The organism is Candidatus Koribacter versatilis Ellin345 (assembly GCF_000014005.1).
Taxonomy (GTDB): Bacteria; Acidobacteriota; Terriglobia; order Terriglobales; family Acidobacteriaceae; genus Korobacter; species Korobacter versatilis_A.
The window spans coordinates 4741385-4767750 of the sequence record NC_008009.1; the positions used below are offsets into that span (position 1 = coordinate 4741385).

General features: G+C 57.8%; 20 protein-coding genes and 3 tRNA genes. 12 read left to right on the forward strand and 11 right to left on the reverse strand.

Features of this window, described 5'->3' with window-relative positions:
• Window positions 1–599: 599 nt before the first annotated feature.
• Window positions 600–2972 carry a DUF6600 domain-containing protein gene (locus ACID345_RS25930; protein WP_011524812.1) on the forward strand — a complete coding sequence of 791 codons (2373 nt, stop codon included), beginning with the start codon at window positions 600–602 and terminating at the stop codon, window positions 2970–2972.
• A gap of 150 nt (window positions 2973–3122) precedes the next feature.
• Window positions 3123–4454: a glycoside hydrolase family 1 protein gene (locus ACID345_RS20825; RefSeq protein ID WP_011524813.1), complete on the forward strand. Its 1332-nt coding sequence runs from the start codon at window positions 3123–3125 to the stop codon at window positions 4452–4454.
• A gap of 1 nt (window position 4455) precedes the next feature.
• Here ACID345_RS20825 and ACID345_RS20830 read toward each other — a convergent pair whose 3' ends face one another.
• The 3 genes from ACID345_RS20830 to ACID345_RS20840 form a co-directional block, all read right to left on the reverse strand.
• A complete protein-coding gene (locus tag ACID345_RS20830) occupies window positions 4456–5154 on the reverse strand; it encodes a glycosyltransferase (protein ID WP_228370787.1) in 699 nt (232 codons plus the stop codon).
• Window positions 5048–5857: a UDP-2,3-diacylglucosamine diphosphatase gene (locus ACID345_RS20835; protein WP_011524815.1), complete on the reverse strand. Its 810-nt coding sequence runs from the start codon at window positions 5855–5857 to the stop codon at window positions 5048–5050. Before ACID345_RS20835 ends, ACID345_RS20830 begins: the two co-directional genes overlap by 107 nt.
• 117 nt (window positions 5858–5974) lie before the next feature.
• Complete coding sequence (locus tag ACID345_RS20840) at window positions 5975–6802, reverse strand: hypothetical protein (RefSeq protein ID WP_228370685.1); 828 nt, start codon at window positions 6800–6802, stop codon at window positions 5975–5977.
• A 104-nt stretch (window positions 6803–6906) separates the two neighbouring features.
• On the opposite strand from ACID345_RS20840, the gene ACID345_RS20845 reads away from it, so the two are divergent.
• From ACID345_RS20845 to ACID345_RS20865, 4 genes are all read left to right on the forward strand, one after another.
• Window positions 6907–6984: transfer RNA gene (locus ACID345_RS20845), tRNA-Val, on the forward strand.
• A gap of 227 nt (window positions 6985–7211) precedes the next feature.
• Window positions 7212–11039 carry an MBG domain-containing protein gene (locus tag ACID345_RS20855; protein WP_011524817.1) on the forward strand — a complete coding sequence of 1276 codons (3828 nt, stop codon included), beginning with the start codon at window positions 7212–7214 and terminating at the stop codon, window positions 11037–11039.
• Between the two features lie 129 nt (window positions 11040–11168).
• The gene (locus ACID345_RS20860; RefSeq protein ID WP_041857025.1) at window positions 11169–11510 is read left to right on the forward strand and encodes a copper resistance CopC family protein; all 342 of its coding nucleotides are present in this window, start codon (window positions 11169–11171) and stop codon (window positions 11508–11510) included.
• Between the two features lie 6 nt (window positions 11511–11516).
• A complete protein-coding gene (locus ACID345_RS20865; RefSeq protein ID WP_011524819.1) occupies window positions 11517–13157 on the forward strand; it encodes a copper resistance D family protein in 1641 nt (546 codons plus the stop codon).
• Window positions 13158–13194: 37 nt separating this feature from the next.
• Here ACID345_RS20865 and ACID345_RS20870 read toward each other — a convergent pair whose 3' ends face one another.
• The 4 genes from ACID345_RS20870 to ACID345_RS20885 all read right to left on the reverse strand — a co-directional run bounded on the left by ACID345_RS20870 (window position 13195) and on the right by ACID345_RS20885 (window position 16804).
• Complete coding sequence (locus ACID345_RS20870; protein WP_011524820.1) at window positions 13195–14232, reverse strand: HlyD family secretion protein; 1038 nt, start codon at window positions 14230–14232, stop codon at window positions 13195–13197.
• Between the two features lie 81 nt (window positions 14233–14313).
• Window positions 14314–15093 (reverse strand): ABC transporter ATP-binding protein, encoded by a 780-nt coding sequence (locus ACID345_RS20875; protein WP_011524821.1) that lies wholly within the window; start codon window positions 15091–15093, stop codon window positions 14314–14316.
• A 9-nt stretch (window positions 15094–15102) separates the two neighbouring features.
• Window positions 15103–16230, reverse strand: a complete 1128-nt coding sequence (locus tag ACID345_RS20880) for an ABC transporter permease (protein ID WP_011524822.1) — start codon at window positions 16228–16230, stop codon at window positions 15103–15105.
• Between the two features lie 4 nt (window positions 16231–16234).
• A complete protein-coding gene (locus ACID345_RS20885) occupies window positions 16235–16804 on the reverse strand; it encodes a TetR/AcrR family transcriptional regulator (RefSeq protein WP_049761995.1) in 570 nt (189 codons plus the stop codon).
• Between the two features lie 266 nt (window positions 16805–17070).
• Between ACID345_RS20885 and ACID345_RS20890 the strand changes: the two genes are divergently transcribed.
• Window positions 17071–18783, forward strand: coding sequence for a hypothetical protein (locus tag ACID345_RS20890; protein WP_041855958.1), 1713 nt, complete (start codon window positions 17071–17073; stop codon window positions 18781–18783).
• Between the two features lie 6 nt (window positions 18784–18789).
• Here ACID345_RS20890 and ACID345_RS20895 read toward each other — a convergent pair whose 3' ends face one another.
• The gene (locus tag ACID345_RS20895) at window positions 18790–19872 is read right to left on the reverse strand and encodes an AI-2E family transporter (RefSeq protein WP_011524825.1); all 1083 of its coding nucleotides are present in this window, start codon (window positions 19870–19872) and stop codon (window positions 18790–18792) included.
• A 309-nt stretch (window positions 19873–20181) separates the two neighbouring features.
• On the opposite strand from ACID345_RS20895, the gene ACID345_RS20900 reads away from it, so the two are divergent.
• Together ACID345_RS20900 and ACID345_RS20905 are read left to right on the forward strand one after the other, a co-directional pair.
• Complete coding sequence (locus tag ACID345_RS20900) at window positions 20182–21054, forward strand: enoyl-CoA hydratase/isomerase family protein (protein WP_011524826.1); 873 nt, start codon at window positions 20182–20184, stop codon at window positions 21052–21054.
• A 65-nt stretch (window positions 21055–21119) separates the two neighbouring features.
• Entirely contained in the window at window positions 21120–21617 is a 498-nt protein-coding gene (locus ACID345_RS20905) for a GlcG/HbpS family heme-binding protein (protein ID WP_011524827.1), read from the forward strand.
• A 122-nt stretch (window positions 21618–21739) separates the two neighbouring features.
• On the opposite strand, the gene ACID345_RS20910 is transcribed toward ACID345_RS20905, so the two are convergent.
• A tRNA-Asp gene (locus ACID345_RS20910) sits at window positions 21740–21816 on the reverse strand.
• Window positions 21817–21841: 25 nt separating this feature from the next.
• Window positions 21842–21918: transfer RNA gene (locus ACID345_RS20915), tRNA-Val, on the reverse strand.
• A 604-nt stretch (window positions 21919–22522) separates the two neighbouring features.
• Between ACID345_RS20915 and ACID345_RS20920 the strand changes: the two genes are divergently transcribed.
• The 3 genes from ACID345_RS20920 (at window position 22523) to bshA (ending at window position 25054) form a co-directional block, all read left to right on the forward strand.
• The gene (locus ACID345_RS20920; RefSeq protein WP_011524828.1) at window positions 22523–22900 is read left to right on the forward strand and encodes a response regulator; all 378 of its coding nucleotides are present in this window, start codon (window positions 22523–22525) and stop codon (window positions 22898–22900) included.
• 70 nt (window positions 22901–22970) lie between these two features.
• Complete coding sequence (locus ACID345_RS20925) at window positions 22971–23894, forward strand: ChbG/HpnK family deacetylase (protein WP_011524829.1); 924 nt, start codon at window positions 22971–22973, stop codon at window positions 23892–23894.
• A gap of 14 nt (window positions 23895–23908) precedes the next feature.
• Window positions 23909–25054: an N-acetyl-alpha-D-glucosaminyl L-malate synthase BshA gene (bshA, locus tag ACID345_RS20930; RefSeq protein ID WP_041857031.1), complete on the forward strand. Its 1146-nt coding sequence runs from the start codon at window positions 23909–23911 to the stop codon at window positions 25052–25054.
• Here the strand turns inward: bshA and ACID345_RS20935 are convergent.
• A complete protein-coding gene (locus ACID345_RS20935; RefSeq protein ID WP_011524831.1) occupies window positions 25024–26364 on the reverse strand; it encodes a sensor histidine kinase in 1341 nt (446 codons plus the stop codon). The genes bshA and ACID345_RS20935 overlap by 31 nt on opposite strands.
• Window positions 26365–26366: the final 2 nt, after the last annotated feature.

Genomic DNA, 26366 nt, shown 5'->3' on the forward strand with positions numbered 1-26366 from the left:
CACCATATTTTGAGTTCAACTCCTAAGCCTCACCCCATGTGTCGCGTCACTTACCGTTGCCGGTGACCCATCTCACGCGCACCCGTGTTCCCGGTCACAGATTTCGTGACACCACCCCGCTACCATGCCTAACTGGGGCATTCCCAATCACAGTTCTGTTCTTTGACAATTCACCCTTTCATCGGACAATGCCTGCCGTGGTGATCGAAGAATCCGCAGACGAAACGGATTCGTAGTGGAGCCACCGTGTCTCTCAGATTTGGCCAAGTAACTCTTTTGTTTTTAATATTTTGCCTGTAACCCCTTTGGATAGAATATTTTGCGAGCTATGCAATCGCTAACCCTCATGTTTTGAAGATTTTGCATTTTTTCATGGGGGAGGGGTACACTCACCCCCCAAACCTGCTTGGCCGGCTCCTTCCCCTCGTCTGAGTGGGCGCAACTAAAGGATTGACGCGGGGTTTACATCTCTGGCTATGGAAATCATAATTTCCAGGGAAAACAGAGACGACATTGAGCTGTACACACAGGGTTCGTCCGGCAGTACGCCGCGGAACGCTGTGCGCGAAGCAAGGCGGTCTCTCAGGGGAGGACAGGCCATGAGGTTCATGAGGGGGGCATTTCTGAACGCAGTCCTGGCGACAGCAGTCACCGCCGGGTTCGCGTTCGCGCAGGACGCGCCACCGCCGCCGGATTCTCAGTATCCGGCGACGAGCAATTCTGCACAGAATGATTCCGGACAGTACGCCACACCGGATTCCAACACCATTCCGCAGTATTCCGCGCCGTCACCAAAGTATTCGTCACCTTCGGCAGATCAGCCCGAGGAAGGCGGATATCCGCAATCGGCACAGTCGCAAAATGCGCCTCCGCCACCGGCAGACGCGCAGCAGGCGAATGCGAACGGTGAGGACAACGACGACTCGCAGGACCCATCGCGCCGCGTAGCGCGTATGCAGTTCATGGACGGGCAAGTTTCCATCCAGCCCGGCGGCGTGAACGACTGGGTTGCGGGAACGCTGAACCGCCCGATGACCACCGGCGATAACGTTTGGACCGACCAGAATTCGAAAGCCGAATTGAACGTCGGTACCGGCACGTTCCGCATGGGCGCGGAAACCAGCGTCACGCTGGCGAATGTTGCCGATAAGACCACGCAGTTGCAGGTGCACCAGGGCACGCTGAATTTGCGCGTGCGTCACCTGTACGACGGCGAAACCTACGAGATCGACACGCCGAACATGGCGTTCACCGTGCAGAAGCCCGGCGATTACCGCTTTGACGTGGACCCGAACGGCGACACTTCGTTCGTCACGGTTTGGAAGGGCGAAGGCAACGCCACCGGCGACGGACCATCCGTAGCGGTGCGTCAGGGTGAAAAGGCGAAGTTCTCGAATGGAACTTCGATGGCGTACACGGTGGATCGCGCGCCCGGACAAGATGAGTTCGACGAGTGGGCGGTCGCACGCGATCGCCACGACGAGAATTCCACGTCGGCGAAATATGTATCGCCTGACGTGATTGGTTCGAGCGATCTCGACGACTACGGCACCTGGAAGAAGGACGACCAGTACGGAAACGTCTGGATCCCGAACGACCAGAATGACAACTGGCAACCCTATAGCGACGGCAATTGGGCCTATCAGCAGCCATACGGCTGGACGTGGATCGGCGCCGAGCCTTGGGGCTTTGCTCCGTATCACTATGGCCGTTGGGTGCAGGGCGGCTGGGGCTGGGGCTGGACGCCCGGACCGTACGCTTACTGGGGCGCGCCGTATTACGCTCCCGCACTCGTCGGCTGGTATGGCGGTGGTTTCGGTATCGGCATAGGCTTCGGCGGCGGCTGGGGTTGGTGCCCGCTGGGGTGGGGTGAGGCCTATCATCCTTGGTACCACCACGGACATTCGTACTTCAATCACGTGAATGTGACGAATACGCACATCACCAACATCAACAACATTCACAACAACTACGGCAACCATGGCCAGCCGGCGAATTATCGCCACGGCTTGGTGGTCGCGAATGGTAAGGCTGTCACGAGCGGCATGAACATTCGCAATAACCGGATGAATGTGACCGCGCAGCAGCGGACCGCAATGTTGCAGCACCCGGTCAACAATCGCAGCCTCGGAAACGAGCTGCGTCCGACGGCACAGAGCCGCATCGGCGGCCAGACCCGCGCGTCCGTTGCACCTCCGGCGCGTACTGCGAACCGACCGACGTACTCGCACCTTGCGCCGCCGGCACGTGGGCAGAATGGCAATGCGGTGAATGTACGCGCCAACGGCGGCATTAACACGACACGCCCGAGCGCCGGCTTGAACAACGGCCGCAACGGTGTAGTCGCGAACAACGGCCATGCACCTGCGCCGATGACGCGCAACGTACCGCATCCGCCGAGCGCTACTCCAGGCTCGTCCAACAACAGCCACTACGTTCCGCGTCCGCCGGCAAGTTCTGGCCGGCAGATGCAGAACGCACCGGCAGCGACCACGAATTCGCGTCCGGGAGGCACCTACGCAAGGCCGGGACAGAGCTACTCTGCTCCGCCGAGCCAGTCACACTCGAGCCAGTCACACAATGTGCCGCGGATGAACGGCCCGGCGCAGCAGTCGTCGCGCAGCTACGCGGCGCCTCCGAGCCGCAGCTATAACAGCCCGAACTACGGGCGCAGCTACAGCCCAAGTCCCAGCTACGGGCGTTCGTACAGCCCGAGCCAGGGCTACGGCCGTGCGCCGAGCTACAGCGCACCGCACAACGGTGCACCCAGTGCCCAGCAGCATTACAGTGCACCGCATTACAGTGCGCCAAGCGCGCCCCACTACAGCTCACCGAGCTACGGTGGTGGCCACGCTTCGGCACCGTCGTACCACGGTGGCGGCAGCTACGGGGGTGGTGGTGGTCACGCCAGCAGCGGTGGCGGCGGTCACAGCAGCGGTGGTGGTGGCGGCTCGCACGGTGGACATCACTAAATTCAACGCGTCAGCAACGGAACGCCGCTCTTAGGAGCGGCGTTTTTTATGTCCGAAGAAGCCTGCTTCTCGTTGAAAATTCCGTGAAATTCCCGCTGAAACCGTTCATCGCCATTTCATTCATCTGTTGTTCTCAGAGAAGATGAAGGTATGGTTTCCTTCCCGCCAGGCTTCCAGTGGGGTGTCTCGACATCGGCGCACCAATTCGAGGGCGGCAACGTGCACAATCAGTGGCACGAGTGGGAAGCGCGCGGTCGCATCCGCTCCGGAGACAAGTGCGGCTTCGCCTGCAACTGGTGGCACGAAGCAGAAGAAGATCTGGATCGGGCACACGACCTCGGATTGAACGTGATGCGCCTTTCGCTGGAATGGAGCCGCCTGGAACCTAAGCCGGGCAAGTGGGACAAAGCCGCTGCCCGTCGATACCGCGAGATCTTCAAGGCGGTCCGCTCGCGCGGAATGCGGATCTTCACTTCCCTGCACCACTTCACGCATCCGCTCTGGTTCGAGTACAAGGGCGCGTTCACCTCGAAGGAAGGGCCAAAGCTCTTTAACTACTTCGCCGAAAGAGTGATAACCGAATTCGGCGACCTCTGCACGGATTGGGTGACCTTCAATGAGCCGAACGTCTATGCGGCCTTCGGCTACATGTTCGGAGAGTTTCCTCCCGGCCGAATCAACGACCTCCAAGCTGGCATGGCCGCACTGATCGGCGCGCATCGCGCGCATGCGCTCGCTTACGACACGATCCACCGGCTGCAATCCGACGCAGGGGTTGGGATCGCAGTGAATTACGTGGTGTTCCGCGCCGCGACCGCTTCCCTATCGGACCGCATGCTGGCGCGGGTTTACGATGCTGCCTTCAACCGGTCGACACTGTCTTTCCTGAAGACCGGTTCGATGCCGGGAACGATGTCGGTGCTCGCAGGGCGCGTACCGGAGGCCGTAGGGAAGATCGATTTCATCGGATTGAATATCTACAACCGGCTGCATGTGCGCTGGCCAAAAGCGCAGGACAAGGCAGGCGGAATCTTTGTTCCTCCCGACGTTCCGCAGGGTGACCACGGCGTGGAACTGCCTTACGGCGAAGCCTTCCCCGACGGTGTCATTCCCGCGGTGGAAGTCTACTCGGAGCTGAAGAAGCCGATCTACATCCTGGAAAACGGAGTGCCCGACCGCACCGATCGGATTCGGCCGTGGGTGATCGTGAAGACGCTGCAGAACATCAGCGACCTGATCCAGCGGGGCTACGACATTCGCGGCTACTTCCACTGGAGCCTGGTGGACAACTTCGAGTGGAACGAAGGATGGAAGCTGCGTTTCGGATTGTTCGAAGTGGATCCGCGCACGCAGAAACGCTCACCCCGCCTGAGTGCGCGTTTGTATCGCGACATCGTGACACAGAACGCGATCAGCGATGCAACCCTCGAGCACTTTGGCAAACTACCCGCCACGAAGAACGGAAGCAGCGTCGCGCCTTAGCTTAGGCTTCCTTCCAGTACTGATGATCGCGGAGGAAGTAGCTTTCATTCCAGCTGTTCAGCGCCGTTTTCAGGAACATGCGCACGATCTTGAGATGGCCCATTTTCTGAAAGCGACGGTTCGTTGTTGAAACCGATCCGCGCACGATACCGAAGCGGCGCGGAGAAACCTGTTTGGTCAGCAGGTAATCTTCCGCGTACAGGGCCTTCTCATTGAACCCTCCAAGCTCGTTGAACTTTGCGCGCTCGAAGAGCATGAACATTCCGGTGGCGAAGGGCTTCGTCCACGAGGCGAAATATTGCACGAGGTTGTTGCCGATATACAGCGCATGGTCGCTCAACCGGCCGTTCGAGCACCAGATATTGGTCGTGAGGCAATGCAGGTTTCGGCGCCGCATCGTTTCCGTCGCACGACGAAGCAGCGTCGGATCTTCGAGCTCAATGTCGGCGTCAATAAACAACGCATAGCGGGTCGTGGCAAGTTTTGCCCCTGCATTTCGACCGACCGAAGGCAGGCCGCCGGCAATTACTTCGACATTTAGATAAGCGTCGAATGATCGAGCAATTTCGGGAGTTCCGTCAGTTGAGCTGGCGTCAGCAACGAATACTTTGGTACGCGCCAACTGCGGATAATCCTGCCTGCTCAAAGAGGTCAAGAGACCCGGCAGGTTCCGGCTCTCGTTCTTCGCTGGGATAACAATGGTAAGCTCCGCCGTCGTATTCACGGATGGTGACTCCTTCCTCGCCGATAGTGATGTAGCTGGGCCGCGCGTCAATCCAGCATCCGGTGTTGAAGTACTCCACGCCGTCGCGCTCGATCTGGGCGGTAGCGTGGGTGTGTCCGCAGAAGATGCGGTCAATGTGGCCGGATTTCGCGTACGCCAAGGCGCCGGCAGCGACCTTCGATTCCAGCCGCAGCCATCGTGTGTTGATGCGATCAAGATAGCGAGAGAACGTCTTCTTCCGATGATCGAGCTTCTGGATTTGCGCGAAAAGAAGCTCTCCAACCCGGCTTATGAATGCATTATTGGCGACGAAGCGGTCGAACTGGTGTCCGTGAATTGCGAGATGGCGTTTGCCCTGAAATTCCCAAACGTAGCGCTGATAAACCGGGATGCCGACCAGGTGCGACATGACTTTGGAGAGACCCTGGTCGTGATTTCCCTCTACCCAAACCACTTCGATCCGCCGCTTCCGGTTCGAGAGCTTGCGGATTTGGGAGAGGAATTTCCAGTGGTCGCCATTGAGGCGCGCAAAGTTCAGGTCGGAAAAGATGTCGCCGAGAAGAATGAGCCTGCGATACGAACAGGAATCAAGAACTGCGAGGGCTTCTCGGGCGCGGCTGATGTCCGAACCGAGATGCACATCCGACAGGAGCAACGTGTCGCACGCTGGTGCCTGCATACTTAGATAGTTGCCGAATTGTATTAACGAGGATTCACAGGCTAGTGAAAAGCATGTTGCATTCCGACTTAGAACTCAGAAAGTCAACAGCGGCAGCCTGTCACACGGTTGTAACACTCAGCGAGTTGGAGAGATGACAATGAGCAGCATACCGTCGCCCTTTTGCAATTTTATCTTTCCCTTGGCGGTGGCAAGCGTGAATTGACCCGAGCCGTTGAGGAGCCCGCGATCCACCATCTTGCGATGAATATAACCGTACATGCCGCAAGCGTCGGACGAGAATGCCCACAGCGCCTGCTCGGTGTCGTTGCGATCATAAGGTGTATCGCAGCCCCGATCCGGGTTCGGAAGAACCTTCACGAGCACGCCCTCTCCCACTGGCTTGCCGACGGGATCGTTGCCGTGAGTCACGGGGCCACCGCCGCGGTATGAGACATCGCCGCCGATAAGGATGAGGGTTGCAGTGCTATATGGGGTGGAGCGGTCGAGCCCGGACGGTGGAATGAACACCTGTGAAACCGCCATGTAGGAAGCGTGAGCGCGAAATCCGCTCAGTATCGGCTGCTTTGTACCGTGGTCGTCGAGGCTATCGAAGCGCAAGGTGATCTGTTTACCATCTGGCGATGCCTGCACCACCGTCCCAGAGACGGTTGCTCCTTCACGGATTTTGGCGCCGGCGGGGAGAGGAACGTCCTGCATCAGGCGACCACTGATCGCAGCGCCAGGGTGGGTATGGTCTGCCTTCGTCGTTTGGTTCAGGCTGATCGGCAGCACGTTTCCGGGCGGGATTGTCGTCTGTCCAATTGCCGGGGTCCACGTAGCTAAGATCAGCACGCACGACGCACAAATTGCAGGACGCTGAAGAAACTTCGAGAACTTCAGCAGCAGAATCCGCGAATTGGCGATAAATCCGTTCCCACTCATAGTGGAATGATATGAGATCACTGCATGCTTGCGGATGAAAGATCGCGAACGTTGATACGGGCGGACTGCCATCCGGTTTGCCGAGAACGGCAGCAGGCATTAAACTAATAAGGAACCTACCTCGTAGGCCCGTAGCTCAGTCTGGTTAGAGCGCTTCCTTGACACGGAAGAGGTCGATGGTTCGAGTCCATTCGGGCCTACCATTTCACTCTTGAATCGCCCCTCAGCAAATTCCTTTCTTGTGCCTCGCTCACTCGCATAAGTGACAGACATCACACGGGTTTGTGCCATCCCGCTCCTAAACTTTTACTAGGCCAAATTTTTATATCAGTCATGGGCATATGGAGCCCCGAAGTGCGCGGCTAAGCCGCCTCCGCTTTGCCCGTGGGCCGGCGACTTGAAATGGTCGTCCTCCCCCGTTTGGAGCCATATGTTCGCGCAATCGTTCTCTGTCCGTTTTTCCTCGTCTCGCCTAGCTCTCCGTTTGTCAGGTCTCCTCTGCAGCTGTTTTCTTTCTGCCTCTGTTTGGGCGGCCAAAACGCCGACCACGACCACGCTCGGTATTGCGCCGGGCACATCGGTGTCCGAGCGCACGATCTTGACGTTCAGCGCGACGGTCACAGCAGGCGGAAGCCCTGTCTCTTCGGGGCAAGTTAAATTCTGCGACATGGAGAACGCAACCTTCTGCGAGGAGGGCTCTCTTCTCGCGAAGGTTTGGGTAACAAGAACGGGCACCGCGACACTGCGAATACCCCTCGCCTACGGGAGCCATAAGATCCAAGCGGTGTTCCAGGGAACGAGCACCTACGGTGTGAGTGCATCCAGCGCCCAACGGGTTGATGTCGCTTCCGGCGCCGTATCCACCGCGACGCGAATCATTTCGTCGCAATCGTACGGATATGGCGGTTTGTATCAAGCGCAAGTGGCGGTGACCGGAGCGCCGATTCCGCCAATGTCCGGCTCGCTGTCCATGCTCGACACAACCAACGCCAACTACAACCTGGTGTCGATTTCATTCACGGACTCAACGATTGGATTCACGCCACTGGCGTCGGTGGGAGGCACGGCGATCGGACAACCGCAATTCACCGCGGTTGGCGACTTCAATGGCGATGGCAAGCTGGATTTCGTGGTTGTAAGTAATCTCGCGAACAAAGCGCAAGTTTTCCTTGGCGACGGTCTCGGTTCTTTCACTCAAGGCGCCACACTGGCAGCGGACTCTCCGAACGCAGTCATAGCCGCTGATCTGAACGGTGACGGGAAGCTCGACATCGCAATCCTCAACCTCGAGACGATTGCGATTTATCTTGGGAACGGTGATGGCACATTCAGGTTGAAGTCGTCGCCCTCAACGGGTGATTGGGGCTATGGATTCACGATTGGTGATTTCAACGACGACGGCATTCCGGATTTCGCGGTTACCGAGAACTATCTCAATGTCGTGCAACTCCTGCTCGGCAACGGCGACGGCACGTTCCGTCTCGGCGCGAGTTTCCCAAGTGGCAACAATCCGGAGGACATCGTCACTGCCGACTTCAACCACGATGGCGCGATGGACCTGGCGTTCGTCAACCAAATGGATTACACGGCGTCGGTCTTGCTTGGCGATGGCACCGGCAATTTCACGCTCGGCTCGACGATCAGTTTGTCCGACAGTCCATATACCCTCGTCGTCGGCGATTTCAACAATGATGGAATCCCCGACCTTGGCATAAGCGCACTCGTACAGGGCGCTTCGATCTTCCTGGGTGCCGGCGACGGAAGCTTCACGCAAGTCTCGACGGTTTCGTGTGGATCTTCTGCGAACGGATACGGAATGGCAGTGGCGGACTTCAACGCCGACGGGAAAACGGACCTCGTGGTTGGAGGAACGCTGTTTCTCGGAGACGGCACCGGCAACTTCAGCGTGTTTCACTACGTTGGCGGCAACGGGTCAGCGGTTTCAATTGGAGACTTCAACGGTGACGGCGGTCCAGATCTGATCACGCCGGTGTACTCGTCGAATTCGCCATACAGCGGAAACGTGTATCTCTCCCTCGAGCAAGGGAGCGTTTCTCTGCTCGTCGCACCGATTCGGGTGCTTGGCGCTGGAACTCATAACGTGATGGCCAGCTACAGCGGCGATGCGCTGAACGCAGCGAGCCACTCCTCCATCGTGGCGATGACAGGCGCTCAAATCAATACGACGCTGTTGTTGAATGCCTTCCCTGAAAAATCGGCGAATCTCGGCGATACGGTACAGTTTTTGGCGACACTGTCTCCACAAACGGTCGGCGCTTATTTACCGACCGGCATTGTGACCTTTAGCGACGGGGCGACGGTTCTCGGTACATCTCCCTTGGTTCAGGGTCTGGCGACACTTAGCACTACTACCTTGACGACGGGATCGCATTCCATCAAGGCCGCGTTCGCCGGAAACTCGAACTTTAAAGCTTCCACTTCGCCGATAATGGTGGTGACCGTAGCCGGCACGATTACGCCCGTCATAACCTGGGCAACGCCCGTTCCGATTACGTACGGAACTCCTCTTAGTGCGACCCAATTGAACGCCTCGACTACGGTGCCGGGGACGTTTGTCTATACGCCAGCCGCGGGAACGGTTCTGGCGTCGGGAGCGCAAACGCTTTCGGTGACGTTCAACCCGACCGATACCACCACCTATAACCCGGCAAGCGCGACGGTGCAGTTGACGGTGAACAAGGCGACGATCACGGTAACCGCGAACAATGCCACTCGGCCCTATGGCGGCGCGAATCCGTCGTTTACTGCTAGCTATGCGGGATTCGTGAACGGAGACACTGTTTCCGTGTTGATCGGAGCACCCAGTCTGGCCAGCAGCGCGACAGCGACAAGTCCGGTGGGAAGCTACGTCATTACGGCGTCGCTGGGCACGCTTGCAGCTACGAACTATTCATTCACCTTCGTCAATGGCAGCCTTTCAGTCACGCAGCGGGCACTAACAATCACCGCAAACAATCAGAGCAAAACCTACGGCCAGACGCTGACGCTGGGAACCACGGCATTCACCTCCTCGGAACTTCAGAACGGAGAAACGATTGGAGGCGTAACCCTTACGAGCGCAGGCGCCGCGACTGGCGCTTCGGTGGCGGGCTCTCCCTATTCGATTACCCCGAGCGCTGCGACCGGCGGCACGTTCACCACGAGCAACTACAGCATTACTTACGTAAACGCTTCATTGACGGTCAACAAAGCGACTCCCACGGTGAGCATCTGGCCGGCGGCGGGAGCTATCACTTACGGCCAGAGCCTGGCTTCCTCCGTGTTGTCCGGTGGAACCGCCTCAGTGGGCGGGACGTTCGGCTTCACAACACCCGGCTACATTCCGCCAGTCGCCGGAACCAACGCGCAAAGCGTGACATTCACGCCGGCGGATGCTGTGGATTACAACCTCGTGAGCGCGACAGTAAACGTGCTGGTGAATAAAGCGCCGCTCACGGTGAGCGCCACCGCAACCAAATACTACGGCGATGCGAATCCGACCCTCACGCCGACATATACCGCATTTGTGAACGGGGACACATCCGCAGCACTCTCTGGTTCGCCAAACCTCGCGACGACCGTCACGCAGACCACAACGCCGGGCACCTACACGATTACTGTAACCGTCGGCACCTTGAGTTCTACCAATTATTCGTTCACCTACGTGAATGGAAGCTTCACAGTTGCGAAAGCCCCACTCGCGATTACCGCGAACGACCGTACGAAAACCGCCGGTACAACCTTGACGATGGGTACGACGTTGTTCACCGCGACGGGATTGAAACTCGGTCAAACGGTTGGTGCAGTCACGCTCACGAGTACCGGATCTGGGGCTTCCGCTACGGTTGCTGGTTCACCATACGCAATCGTGCCCAGTAATGCACGCACCGGAACTTTCAACATCAACAATTATGCTGTGAACTATGTGAACGGATCACTTGCGGTCACGCAGGCGACAAGCACTACCACGCTCACGTCCGACACACCGGATCCGTCACGGGCTGGATCTCCGTTTACAGTGGGATTCAGCGTCACACCAGCGACGCTCGTTCCGACGGGAACGGTAACGATCGTGATGGACGATCCCGCCGCAACAACTTGCACCGGGACGCTGAACGCAACTGGTACTGGTACATGCGTGATGACACCGCCAGTGGGCACTCCAAACCTCGTCTATACGATGACCGGCACTTACTCTGGAGACAGCAATTACCTGCCGTCCGCACCATCGGCGGGCAGAACTCATCACGTCAACTAGCGACCAGCCATGACAGCTTCGAACCGGAGCACCATGGCTGGATCCGCTCGCACCGAAGTGCCGACTGCCGTAAACTAGTCCTTTAAACTCAGGAGATCGGGGATGCACTTGTCTTTCCGAAGCTGGGCGATGAGGTTGCTTGTTTTAGTCCTGCTGGTTTGGACTGCTGAATTCGCTTGGGCCCACGCGGTTCTCGTGGAATCGAGTCCCGCGGCAAACGCGGCAGTGAAGGGGCCCGATATCGCTTTTAACCTTCGATTTAATGTTCGCATTGATGGCGACCGCTCGCGCTTGTGGCTTCTCTCTCCCGACGGCAACACGGCCCCGCTACCCATCGAAAAGCAGCCCAGCCCGGACCGACTGCAAGCACATGCGAGTGGATTGAAGGCTGGCACTTATAAGTTGCAGTGGCATGTGCTGGCTTCCGACGGCCATATGAGCAAGGGCGAGATCCCCTTTACCGTGAATTGAACAGCGATGATTCTGAAGTTAGTTGACCTCTTCGCGTTTTTCTCGGTTTTGCTCCGCGCCGGGACACTGGTCTTCCAGTCCGTGCTCATCGGTGGCGTGATGTTTCTGCTCGCCGTCGCACGCAGCTCTCCCGAAATCAATACTGACAGCGTGGCCAGAGTACGGACAGCGACCTGGCGACTGTTGCGGATCAGCGCTATCGGACTTGCGATTGTTCAACTGACTTATCTGTACGTGGATTCATCCGTACTGATGGCGACAGCCGAGATTGGCTTCGCGGGCGTGGTTGGGGCGAACTTCTTCATCTCCGGCGCCATCGTTCTCACAGCGTCAGTGATTGCGGCTTTCGCAGCAAGCGAGCGCAATCGGTTCGCACCGTGGCTGCTACCGCTGCTCGCAATCACGATCATGGGCGCCTCGGTAATGACGAACCACGCCGCCTCGCGGATGGAAGGGCGACCGCTGCTGATCGCGCTTTCGTCATTGCACGAATTGGTGACTGGATTTTGGATCGGCGGGCTGCCCTTCCTCATTCTCGGCTTGGTTCGCGCCCGCGACACCGCAACCCAATGGCAGTTGACCAAGAATTTCTCACGCTTGGCACTGTTGAGTGTCGCCCTACTGCTGCTCAGCGGCGGGTTCATGAGCATCATCTACATCGGCTCATGGAGAGCAGTTGTCGGCGCTGCCTATGGAGTGATGGTGCTGGCCAAGGCCACCATGCTGGGCGTTCTTCTTCTGTTGGGAGGAGTGAATTACCTTCTGCTGCGAGATGCAACACCGGAACAGGGACTGCCTCGATTGCGACGCCTGATTGAGGCGGAGGTTGGAATCGGCATCACGGTCATCCTGACTGCGGCCTCTCTTACTTCACAGCCCCCTGCGGTAGATCAGCCAAACGAGACCGTAAGCTTCCATCAAATTTACCAACGCCTCAAACCGACAGTGCCACGCTTTAAATACCAGTACATATCAGGACTCCCAAGTGTCGGCATCAACGCGAGTGCGAAAGGTGCGGTCATCGAGAACCGGCCCCAGATTTACAACGTGGACGGCGTGCCACGCACGGTCCATGCGATCAATGATGCCATCGAGTCCGAGTCAAACCATCACTGGATGGGGCTGGTCGTGCTCGCCATGGGATTGCTGGCTCTGTTCGCTCGCACCGGCAAGGCACAGTGGGCGGAATATTGGCCTTTGCTGCTGATAGGGATTTCGATCTTCATTTTTGTGCAGGCCGACACTGAATGTTGGCCGGTGGGATCGAAAGGGGTCGGAGCGTGTTGGGTCGATCCAGAGGTCTTCCAGCACCGCATCGCAGCTATCGTCTGCGCCGCATTCGCCATTTTCGAGTTGCGCGTGCGGCGGCAACACCGCGAGAACTCGAAGCTTGCACTCGTGTTTCCGCTTATGTGCGCTTTAGGAGGCGCCGTACTCCTAACCCACTCGCACGCCATCACGAATGTGAAGGAAAACCTTCTCGTCGAATTGAGCCACGTGCCGCTCGGCATCTGCGCCGCGTTCGCCGGATGGGCCCGCTGGCTTGAACTCAGGCTACCGGCGGAAGATCGCAAAATTCCCTCTTGGATTTGGCCTGCGTGCTTCGTTCTCATCGGACTCGGACTGCTTAATTACCGCGAGATGTGAGGCGGAGACCCTGTGGTCCGCCTCACTGTATTTCCGCCTAGCTCTTCGGAACGATAAACGTATTCACGCGCAGTCCGATTGGCAATTCGTCTCCGCCATCGAGTTCGATCATGGTCTCGAGGATCTTCATGTCTACCCGCTCGGTGGGCTCATCGGTGCGAACGTTCTTGCGTCCGAGCTCCTGGCCAATGCGCACGATGTGCCCCCGGAAGCGTTTATCGCCATACGCATCGGCGGTCACATACGCTTTCTGCCCGACCGTAAGCTTGCTGACATCGGCCTCGTCCACATCAACGCGGACGCGCAGCCGTTCTGTTGCTCCAATCGTCACGATGGGATCCGGGACCGTCGAACCGTTAGAAACGCTTTCACCGAGACGATGATGTTTACGCAGCACCGTGCCTTCGATGGGAGAGCGAACGAACGTCTTCGCCAACATCGCTTGCGCCTGCTCCAGCCGTGCTCGCGCCGCAAGCAAGTTGGCCGTCGCGATGTCGCGATCTTCTTCGCGAGCGGTTTCGTCTACCAGCTTGTGGTGCTCGGAGACTTCCTGGAATTTCGCTTTGGCGACGTCGTATTCCTTCGCATACTGCTCGGCTTCTTCGCGCGAGATGACTCCCGCTTCATAGAGCTTCTGGCGACGCAGCATTTCGCTTTCGGAGTTGTTCATCACCGCGCGCGCCTGCTCGACGGTGGAGAGCGCCTCACGCCGCTCTTCGCGCCGAGCGCCGTTCACCACTTTGCGAAGCTGCGCTTCCGTCTCGTGCACCTCGGCCTGCGCGGACGCAACCTGCGCGTGATAGTCCGCGTTCTCCAATTCAGCAAGGAGTTGGCCTTGCTTCACGCGATCGCCTTCTTCCACGTAGACCGATTTGAGCTTTCCGCTCAACTCGGCTCCGAGCTTAATGTCTTCTGACTCGGGCTCGACGCGGCCGGCGCCGGCAACGATCCAATCCGCGGTGTTCTTCTGAACCACGCTCTCGCGGGCTTGGCGCGCCGAGTGGCCCCAAATGACGGTAGCGGTGGACGCGGTAACGAGGATTGCAGCGCCGATCGTAAATATTCTCTTTTTCATGGCGACCTCCTGCTGTCGCAGTTCGGAAAATGAAGGGCCCATAACGCGGCCTGCCCACGCACCAACAGTTAGTAGCAGCGTTTAAAGCGAATAGCCCTGCGAGAGCACATCACCGACGCTGGGTTGCGGCCCGGCGATCAAGGGCATCCACAGCACCTTCGAGTCTTGCTTCTCCTGCTTCGAATCGTCAGGAACGATGCGCCCATCTTCCATGTGCACAATCCGATCCGCAAATTCGAGAACACGGTGATCGTGCGTCACGACGACCACGGCGCGGCCATGTTCGTGCGCCAGGGTGGAGAGAATCGTCATCACGTTGCGGCCGGAGTGCGAATCCAATGCGGCTGTCGGTTCGTCGGCAAGAATCAATCCGGGCGATCCAGCCAAAGCGCGCGCCACTGCAACACGTTGCTTCTGTCCTCCACTCAGGTCCGCGGGAAACGAATCGTACTTATGTTCCATCTCGACCTGCGCCAACAAGCGCTTCGCTTCCGTTTTCGCCGCCGAACCACGCACACCCTTCAGGTCGAGCGAGAGTTCTACGTTCTCGCCGACCGTAAGAGTCGGAAAGAGATTGAACCCCTGAAAAATGAAGCCGATGTTTTGCAATCTCATAGCCGGCAGATCTTTTTCCGTCAGCTTTGAGACTTCGGTACCTGCGATCCGGATGCTGCCTGACGTTGCGCGCAAAATGCAGCCCATGATGGAGAGCAGCGTTGTCTTGCCGCTTCCGGAGGGGCCCATCATCAGCACGAACTCACCGGGATACACATCCATGTCGATGCCGTGAAGCACGGGAACTTGCTGCGTTCCCTCTTCGAAGACCTTCGTCACGCCACGCACTGAAACTACCGGCTGCATACTGAACTCCTATCCTTTGAAAACCATCGCGGGATCAATCGAGGTAACTTTACTGATCGATACCATGGCCGCGACCACGCACATCAAAACGGTCAGGAAGAAGATGCCGACTGCCATCTGCCACGGCAACATGATGGCTGCCCCGCCGCTCGCACTCGCGCGAACAATGAAGACGCTCACCACCATCGCGAGCAGGTACCCGACGACCGCACTAATGCCCGCCTGCGTGATGATCACGCGATAGATGTAGCTGTTCGCTGCGCCCATCGCCTTGAGCGTGCCGTATTCGCGGATGTGGTCCATCGTCGTCGCGTATATGGTCTGCGCAACCACTACGACTCCCACCACCAGACCGAGCACTGCCGCGATCAGCACCGCAACTCCCGCGCCCGTGGTAAACATCCAGTAGATGCGCGTCATACTGCTGAATTTCGCGGTCGGCAGCACATCTACGTCGCGCACTCGGCTTTCGAGTTCGTGCCGCAACTGCTCGACACTCACTCCGGGCTTCGTCTTTACCAGGATGAAGTTGGTCTGGTCCTCCGGCAAATTTGTGTAGCCCTGCGCGTTCTTGAAATCGGTGAAGACATACGGGCTGGTCGTGAACGAACGAATTCCGCGCGTGAATCCAACCACTCGCGCACGGCGCCCGCTGATCTCGCAGACCTGGCCGATGTGCGTCACGCCCAGCTTCTTCATGTACAGCTCGTCGAGAATGATGGCATCGGGCGTCCGCAGGTCATCCACGCTGCCGGCCACGAGGTTCCACGGGCCGCCCAGACTTGGTGCGTGCGTGTCGAATCCGATGATCTGCACCGATTCCTCGGCGCCATCCGGGGTCCTCCACTGTGTCCAGTGCGCTATGTACTTCTCTGCCGACGCCACACCCGGCGTCGCCAGCACCTGGTACAACTTGCGCTCGGAATATGCGCGTCCCTGCTCGATGTACGGTGTGTTCTTCGACACGACCCAGAGATCGGCACGCGAACGATCGATGATGCTCGATGTCGTGACCGTAAATCCGACGAAGAGCCCCAGTTCCACGACGATCAGCACCACTGCAAACACGATGCCCGTGAGCGTTACGGTGAGTCGAACTTTATCGTGCAGCAGGTTTCGTTGCGCTAGCGGCGGCATCGCATTACCCCTTCTTCAACAACCCGGACAACAACCCTTCAACTACAAGTTCGGTACGTTTCTTCAGTGATCGCCACGGCACCCAGGGATCGTCGCACTTTGCGATTTGCAGCGAGACCACGCCGTGCACCCCAGCCCAGACCGTCTGCGAAATCAAATCGGCATCAGTGAGATCAGAACGAAACGCGCCTGCGGCCACTGCTTCCTTTACGGTTTCGCGTAGAAACGCATACGCGTCTTCCTCTGGATTGCCCCTGCCTTCCATGTCGTCCGGGACCGGCGGATGTGCGGTCATAAACATCATTCGGTAGTGGTTCGGGTTCTTCGTCCCAAAGTCGGCGTAGGCATAACCGATGCGGCGCAAGCGCTCGACCGGGTCTTTGATTTCAGCCAGCTTGAGGAATTGCGCCGCGAGACGTCGGAAATCGGAGTGACAGAGTTCGAGGAAAAGTTGCTCTTTGTCGGGGAAATGGACGTAGATCGCGGTCGGCGAATATTCGATCTTCTGCGCGACCTTGCGCATGGAAACCCCTTCGTACCCCTCTTCAATAAACAGCTCGCGCGCAGCGTCCATGATTTTTTCCCGAGTTTCGAGCCGTTCGCGTTCGCGCCGTTCCTGGATTCCCATACCCACGTCCTATTGGTTAACGGTGTTAACTTAACAGTGTTAACCTACGACTCGACGTTACGATTGTCAAGCCGATTTGTCCCTGATTGGGACGAATGGCTTTCGGCGCGGTCCGGACAGCAGGCACAGAGATGATTGGCCCGGTGGCTTGTATTTGGTCGGTCGGGGATCTCGCGTTACACTGTCGCCCACCGCCAAAACGCACAAAAACCATGGGACACTCGCTCGCAGCGCAAGTCGCGCGCCTTGAACAATGCCGCCACCAATACGGCCCTGAATCCGCTGCTTACGTTGAGAAGATCCTCGACGCCTTCACCAACGCGCACTTTCGAGAGCCAGAAACGCTCATCCGTTTTCATGATGCCCTGCTTTTCCTGCGCGCGTTTCCGCAAAGTGCGACGGTGGTCAAGCGGACAGAATCGCTGCTCGCTTCCATCAGCCAGCAGGTATTGCGGCTTCGCGAATCCGGCGCCGAGATGGATGTATTCGAACCCGAGGCTGTCTCCGGCATTGCAGGCACCTCGATCGAAGAGAGCTTTACCTACGAAGTCGCGCGCTGGTTGTGGCAGCACTACCCGGCGCAACTCCATGCCGACTGGGACGAAGAAGAACAACGCTCGCGCCTCGGGGCAACACTGCCGCGGTTTGTCCCGCTACTCGAAGACGATGCGCTGGTCGAGGCTGACACGCCGATCCTCTCCTGGCTCAGCGCTGCTGCCGGCGGCGAAGCGCATGACTTCGATTGGCTGATGCGGCAATTCGAATCGCTTCCCCTCACCTTCGCTCAGAAATCTGAGCTATACGACAGTCTCGGCCTGTTCGTTCGGTGGGATCTTGAGGATACTCCGGCAACCCGGACGTTCGGCCGCTTCCCGGCATCTGAAATTTTCTGCCACGACGCCGCGCTTATTCGTCGTAATGAAGTCTCTCTCTCGAAAGAATTCTCTGCGCCTCCGCTGCCGATGAAAAAGCTCGCGGCAAAGGAAGGCCTCAGAGTCCTCGATTTGGTCCGCGCGGCGCTCACGGTTCGCGGGCGCGAACTCTACGGCACCACCCGCGCCGATGCGAATTCCGTTTACCAATGTGACGTGGGTCGCGGAGTGACGATCTATCTCTGGGGACTGCCGCCTGATCGTCGTCTTCCGCTTCGCGCGTATCACTGCGGGCTGACCGTCAAGAACGGTTTGCCGATTAATTACATTGAAGGCATCTCGCTGTTCGAGTGGATGGAAGTCGGCTTCAACACTTTCTACGCCTATCGTGACGGCGAAACCGCGTGGATCTATGCGAAGGCGCTCAAACTTTTGCATCAGCTCGCCGGAGTCAGTTGCTTCTCGGTTTATCCCTATCAGCTTGGCAAGGACAACGAGGAAGCGCTGCAATCCGGGGCGTTCTGGTTCTACCGTAAGCTCGGTTTCCGTCCGGGACGTCCAGATTTGCTGGCGTTGACGCTTGAAGAGGAGAAGAAGATCATCGCTCGGCCCGGCTACCGGGTGCCGGTCCGAACTCTTAGCAAACTCGCGGAACACCATGTCTTCTACGACCTTGATTCCGCCGCGGTTGGGCGATGGGACACTTTTTCAACGCGCTCAATCGGGCTCGCGGTCCAGCAACACATGGCCGCCAAATTCCATGGCGACGTTAAGCAGATGCGAGCGGCCATCTCGGCCGATATGGCGACGACTTTGGGGGCTACTCTCCACGACTGGAACCCGCAGGAACTTGCTGCGTTCGAGAATATCAGTCTTGTACTTGCCTTGGTTCCCGATATCAGCCAGTGGAGTGTCGCGGAAAAACAACTCGCTCTCGAGGCTATTCGTGCAAAGGCAGCACCGGAGGAGTCGCGATATCTCCGCGTGCTCCAGAACCATGCCCGCCTGCGTGATGCGTTTCTTCAGCTAAGTTCCGAGCACGTGAAGGCGTAGAACAGCTTATGTGGCTGGGACCTGCGCGCTGAGTGCTTTCGCGTCCTTCTCTCGGATCTCTTCAAGCATGATCTGCAACAGCACGGTGATCACCGACAACAGAATCGGGCCCGCGAAAAGGCCGATCAATCCGAACGCCTGCACCCCGCCGAGCAACGCGAACAGTATCAGCAACGGGTGGGCTTGCACGCGGCCTTGAATCACCATCGGACGAATCACGTTGTCAATCGAGCTGACGACGAATGCACCCCAGGCAAGCAGGAAAATGCCTTTCCCAACGTGACCGGTGATCATCAGGTATCCCGCAGCTGGGACCCACACGAGTCCGGTTCCGACGATCGGGATCAATGAGCACATAGCGGCAACCAGCCCGAGCAAAATCGAGGACGAGACAGAGCAAAATGCCAGGCCCAACGCCGTCAAAAATCCTTGTGCCGCACCGACGGCAGCCATGCCATAGACGTTGGCTACGATTGAGTTGCTGATCCCGTTCAGAATTCGTTGTAACTGCTCTTTCGTTATAGGCAGCACGCGATCCATTCCTTCGATCACACGTTCGCCGTCGCGAAACAAGAAGAACACGGTAATCAGTGCGATGAACGAATTCGCGAGCAAGCTGAACAAGTTCGCCAGAAGCGCTCCGCTCTGACTCATCATGCGACCTGCCCATACGTTCAACTTGTCTTCGATTCGCTGTTTCAGTTCGCTGGGGGGAATGCGAAGGTAACGTCCCAGCGTAGCGAGCGGTTTTGCGGAAACTCGTTCGATGGTCGGCGCCACTCCGCCGTGTGCGGTCGTCGTTTCACTCACCCGGTGGCCCACGTCCATCGCCTGGCGTGTGGCGGTTACGACTAGAAACGACGCTGGAATCGCCAGCAGGGTGATAAAGACGATGATCGTAAGGAACGATGCCGTTCCGGGCCGCTTCGTTCTCTTCAACAATCTCTGGTAAAGCGGATTGAATACCACGGCAATCACGATCGCAAATGCGACCGGCTTGATGAATGGAAAGACTATTGGCCACGCGATCGCGAGGGCTACGACCAGGACAACCGCCAGGAAGATGAGAGTCGTCCTTTTTGTGTGCACTGGGCCTCTCGTTACCTTCCCCCGGAAAGTGGTACTGCGCGGAAAGAGCATCGTATGGGAGCGATATTCGCCCAGATACTGTCAGAATTTGTAGTCCGGGACACCTAGGGAAGCGCGACTCCGTTAGACCCAGCTACGCCGACCCCACCATTCCGGTTGATACCAAGGTGTTGCCGATACCATCGTCCGATTGTGCGGCCCTTTTTGTTCTGGCTCAATGAGCGTGAATCGAAGCACGCAAACCACCGACTGCTCATCCCGTCTTCGATTGACCTTTTAAACAGAAGAGCCAAAAAGGAGAACGATCCTGTGACAACTGCGAACGCTCTTACAAAAGTTGCCCCGATCAACGCAACCGCAAATTCTGCGCAGCTTCGAATTACCCGACGTTCCGCTGCCTATTGGCGGGTCACGATCGATAATCCGCCGATCAACGTCATGGGACCGCAAATGGTGCGCGACTTTCAGGACGTCATCAACGCGATTGAAGCTGACGAACAAGTTAGGGTCGTGGTCTTCGACAGCGCGGTGGACGACTACTTCCTGAACCACTCCGATTTCCAAGCCAAGATTGAAGACCTGACTTCAATGCCGGCGGGGCCCACCGGATTACCGCCGTGGCCTGACTTTCTCGTGCGTTTGACCCGTGCGCCAGTCGCATCTATCGCCCTCATCCGCGGCCGCGCGACGGGCAATGGCAGCGAGATCACTCTCGCCTGCGACATGAGTTTTGCGAGTCGCGAAAAGGCGATCCTCTCGCAGTGGGAAGTGGGTGTTGGCATGGTCGCCGGAGGCGGTCCCATGGCCAGGCTGCCCCAACTCATCGGCCGAAACCGTGCCCTCGAAGTTCTTTTGAGTTCAGAAGACGTCCGAGGAGAACAGGCCGAGGCCTATGGCTACGTCAACCGCGCGCTTCCCGACGCCGAATTGGACGCCTATGTAGAAGCGCTCGCGACGCGCATCTCCAAATTCGACAAATGGGCGATTGCCAACACCAAGCGCCTGGTGAACACCAGCTTGCCTCCCGACGTCGAAATTGGCGCCGGGTGGGATGCGTGCATCGCTTCGCTCGGCCGACCCGCGGCCCAGAACGGAATCAAAGCGCTCATGGCGCGCGGTTTCCACAGGCCCGGCGATGCGGAAAATCGGCTCGGATACTACCTCGGACAACTCGCGGGCTAGCTGGCCGCAGATGGGTAACGCGTATCTCGGATGCGCCTCAAACGACGTTTTTTGGGAGGACTTGTATGGCTAGCAATGAATCGGCAACCGTTATGGAAGCACAACCCTCGACGAATCCGCTCGATGCTATCCCCGACCAAATCCCCTTCGATATTCCGTACGGCAGCCCGATATCGCTTGACCGAGCGCTGGCAGTGATTAACGCTGCCGTCGCAGAAGCGAAGAAGCGGAATTGGAAAATGAATATCGCCGTAGTCGATTCCGGCGGAAATCTCGTCGCGTTTCAACGCATGGATGGAGCGATGCTGGCTTCAATTCAAATTGCCGAACACAAAGCACGAGCCGGTGCGACTTTCCGCCGTGAAACAAAGGTGTTTGAGGACGGCATCCAGTTGATGCACCTCAACTACCTGCTCGCATTTGACGGAGTGATTGCGTCTCGCGGCGGCATTCCACTGGTCGAGCATGGTGCGATCATCGGCGCCATCGGCAGTTCCGGCGGCACGGATTCCCAGGATGAAGTTGTCAGCAAAGCAGGAGCGGCGGTAATCAACCGAACCTAGTCGAAGAGAAATGCGATCGCAGCCTTGGCGTTGTTCTGACGGGCAACGCCGTCTTCACTTTGGGATGAAAGAATCAAAAGCGGTGGGAAGCCACAGATCCGAGGAAGATGCTTTGGAATCTATGGCGGGGACGACGGGACTCGAACCCGCGACCTCTGCCGTGACAGGGCAGCGTTCTAACCAACTGAACTACGTCCCCGCTTCTTGAAAATCCGTAGAAAGGATGGTGGGCAGTGCAGGGCTCGAACCTGCGACCTCCTGCTTGTAAGGCAGGCGCTCTAACCAACTGAGCTAACCGCCCCCTCGCATCGCGAAACGCGGTAGCAAATCACGAGGGGAAACCGAAGCGGAATTCCTACTTAACGAGTATATGGGACGACGAAAAGAATCGTCAAACGCCCGCATAAAAAGGGCCGCGACCGAAGTCGCGGCAAATAACTACAGAGGCTGAGCTCTGTTGGATTAGCGCACTGAATTCCGGGTTGTCGTACCCATTCCGCGCGGTCCCACCACAATTGTCCCGAGCGCCCGACCGCGGTGCAATCGGATCTTCTCCATGACTTTTCTGCCTGCACTCGAGCCTGCTATGCTCGCGACGAGCAATAGCGCCCACAGTACGAAAAGCCACGTCGAACGCTCGTTTCTGTCTCCCAAGATGAATCAGAGGTTAGCCCCACTCGCTCGCCAGCAGAATCAGCCCGGCACCTTAAGTGCCTTAGGTTTCTTGCAATAGACAGCCTCCGTTCCGCCGTAGTACTGTCCAGACCGCAAATTACGCCGGTGTGCCGCGCCAATCCGCGAAATTTTGCCAATTGGGCATCTTTTCTGGTTCGTTTCGAAACAAACATACTGCGTATTGGCCCTGCGGTAACCGTTCCAAACGTTTTGCGAGAGGTTCGCAATTTATGAAACAAATTCTCTTTGTCGATGACCACGAAGTGCTCGCCCGCTTGAGCTGCGAGATCCTCGAAATGCAGGGTTACAAGGCGGTTAGCGCTTACAACGCCGAAGACGCTCTTCGCAAGTTCGATGACCAAACCTTCGACCTCATCGTCACCGACATGCGCATGGAAGGCATGAGCGGCCTCGAACTCGCCAAGCGGGTTCACCAGAAGAACCCCGAGGTTCCGGTCATCATCGTCACCGGCTATGGCCCGATTGACGGAGGCAATGACGTTAAGGCGTGCCTTCAGAAGGAAGAGCTTTTCCCGGCTCTGCTCGAAAAGATCAAGCTGTACCTTCAGGATTCCGAAGAACTGGCGCCCGCACAACGCGCATCCTAGATCTCTCCGCTGCAAACCATAGGCCGCCTTCGGGCGGCCTTTTGTGTTCACCAATCATTTATCCTGAGGCGTGCTTCGCCTCATCGTGAACGCGGACGACCTCGGCCTCACCAACGGCGTGAACCGCGCGATCCTCCAGGCCCATCGCGATGGCATTGTCACCTCCGCCACACTCATGGCCAACGCTCCTGCCTTTGATGAAGCCGTAGCTGCGGTCCTGACGTCACCGGCCTACCAGGCAAAACAACTCGGCATCGGATGCCACGTTGTTCTGATTGACGGTGTACCGCTCTCGCCGTCCGAGCAGATTCGGACCCTCCTCGGCGGCCGCTCTCCCGCGCCCCACTTCCGCAAGAAGCTCTGGAAGTTTGCGCTCGCTGCCGTCGCTGGACGCATTTCTACCGACGAGGTGGAACTCGAAGCGACCGCGCAAATTCGAAAGCTCCAAAAAGCGGGCATCGAACTGAGCCACGTCGACTGCCACAAGCACACCCACATGTTTCCTCGAGTACTCGAAGGTGTTCTCCGCGCTGCCCAGGCAACCGGTGTGAAGGCCATCCGCAATCCGTTCGAGCCGGCATTTGCGCGCAACATTCCATCGGCGGACCGCACGCGCGCTCGTGAAACAGCAATCCTGGAACGTCTCTGGGGGAAAAACTTCGGTTCCGCGGTCGCCAAACATGGACTCTCCACGACCGATGGTTCACTGGGTGTTACCGCTACCGGAACGCTCACCACCGAGCAGTTTTCAAACATCATTCGCAATCTTCCGGAAAGTGGCACGTACGAATTCGTTTGTCACCCCGGTTTCTATGACGCCGATCTCGCATCCGCCGGCACTCGCCTTTTGGAGTCTCGCCAGGTCGAACTCGACCTCTTGTGCTCCTCATCAGCGCGCGATCAGCTACGTTCATCCCAAGTAAACCTTGTAAATTTCCGTGATGTCGTCTCCGCCACTGAATCGAATCCCGCAGTCGTCCATCCAATGCCATGACAAACAAGAAGCCCATGAAAATCGGCATCACGTGTTATCCCACCTACGGCGGCAGCGGCGTGGTGGCCACTGAACTCGGCATCGAACTCGCGCAGCGCGGGCATCAGGTGCATTTCATTTCCTATTCGCAGCCTATCCGCCTGACTGAACCGCACCCCAACATCCATTTTCACGAAGTCGAAGTCTCGCGCTATCCACTCTTTGAGTACCCTCCGTACGACCTCGCCCTCGCCACGCGCATGGCCGAGGTCGCCGAGATCTACAACCTCGATCTGCTGCATGTTCACTACGCCATTCCGCACTCAGTCAGCGCACTGCTCGCCCGCGAGATGACCGCATTCGGACCCGGCCGCAAACGCCATCTGCCATTCGTCACCACCCTTCATGGCACGGACATCACGCTCGTCGGCCTCGATCCTTCGTATCTGCCGATCACGCGTTTTTCCATCGAGAAGAGCGATGGCGTCACCTCGATCTCGAACTACCTGCGCGAGAAGACGCTCCAGGCATTCGGCATCAAAAACGAAATTCGCGTCATTCCCAACTTCGTGAACTGCGATATCTATCATCGCGACGGCAAAACGCAACACTATCGCAAAGAGTGGGCCCCGAACGGCGAACGCGTGGTCGTGCACCTCTCGAACTTCCGTCCGGTAAAGCGCGTCCCTGATGTCATTGAGATCTTCGAGCGTATCCAACAGAGAGTTCCTGCGAAGCTCGTCATGATCGGCGACGGTCCAGATCGTTCGCGCGCCGAATGGATGGTCGTCGAAAAGAAGCTGCAGGACCGCGTTCTCTTCCTCGGCAAACAAGACGACGTCCACGAGAAACTGCCCGCGGCCGATCTCATGCTAATGCCTAGCACGCTCGAGTCTTTCGGACTCGCCGCGCTCGAAGCCATGGCTTGCGAGGTGGTTCCTGTCGCGACGAAAGCTGGAGGCGTTCCCGAAGTCATTGACCACGGCGTGGACGGCTACCTCGCCGATGTCGGCGACATTGACACCATGGCCATGTACTCCATCGACATCCTGAGCGACGACGAAAAACTCCACGAGATGGCGAAAATGGCGCGTTTCAAAGCACAATCCACCTATTGCGCTTCGAAGATTATTCCGATGTACGAAGATTTTTATCGTGAGGTGCTGGAGCGTGCTTCGTAGATCGCACCGGCCACGGATCCGCCCATATCTTCCGGTTGCGGGATCGGCAGGGTGAGCCGCACCAGTGTCCCTTTGCCAGGAGTGCTGTCGGTCTCGATGACTGCCGAGTCACCGTAAAGCACATTCAGTCGCTCCGTGACGTTAGCCATGCCGATTCCGGTACCAGAGCTTGGCGCGCCGTCGGTAAATCCGACGCCGTCATCCTCCACTTCGATCACCACGCGGTTGTCGGCGACGCGACTGCGCAGGTAGATGCTCCCGCCTTCGATCCGTGGTGCAACCCCATGTTTGATGGCATTCTCCACCAACGGCTGCAACATCATACTCGGCACCATGACGTCGAGCGACGCGGGCTCAAGCTCTTTCTGTACTCGTAACTTGTCGGTGCCAAAACGCACCACTTCGATGTCGAGGTAGTCGTCGATGAAGTCGACTTCTTCGCGCAACGGCACAAACGCATCCGTGGTACGCATCAGGCGACGCAAAATGTTCGCCAGTTTCACGATCATCTCGCGCGCTTTGTCGGGATTGAATCGCACCAGCGACGAGACTGAATTCAACGTATTGAACAAGAAATGCGGATTGATCTGGCTCTGCAGTGCTTCCAGGCGGATCTGCAGCAGCAGGCGCTCCTGCTCTTCCAGCTTGTTCTCAATGCGTGCATTGTTCAGCACCTTCAGCGCAATCGCCACGCACATTACGGTTCCCGCATATACCGCCAGTTGTACCGCCCAGTAGGGATCGTAGAGCGCAAACATTCGGTTCGGCAGGACGCGATACAACTGCATGCGCCCGAACGTGAGCACCATGATCAGGATGAAAAACGAGGTCTGCCAATCAATCAAAGACTTCGCAATACTGCGTCGTATCCATCGATAAATGCTCAGATCAAAGAGCGGCGAGAATGACCAGATCACTTCGCGATCCTGCGCCGCCTGCCGCAACACGCCCGCAAGAATTCCGGCCAGGCAGTTGAACGGCAGAGTCAGCCACTCTCCGTAGAAGATCGCAGGGATCGACACTGCCACGCCACCAACGCCACCCGCGATCCTCCCGCCGATTACGCCCAGCACGATCGCGAATTCGAAGCTCATATCCGCTGCGAGGAAATTCTTCACCCAGTGACGAGTCAGCACACCGAGCGCAATCGGAATGCTCACGATTAAGACCAGCTCGAACTTTTCCTTCAGCGTGCGCTCTTCGCGAAACAACAACTGCCGGAACCGCCGCGCGCGCACCAGGACGCTGCTCACGGCCGCAGCAGCGCCGAGCCGTATGAGCAACGAAATCAGGATGAGCTTCTGATCCATGG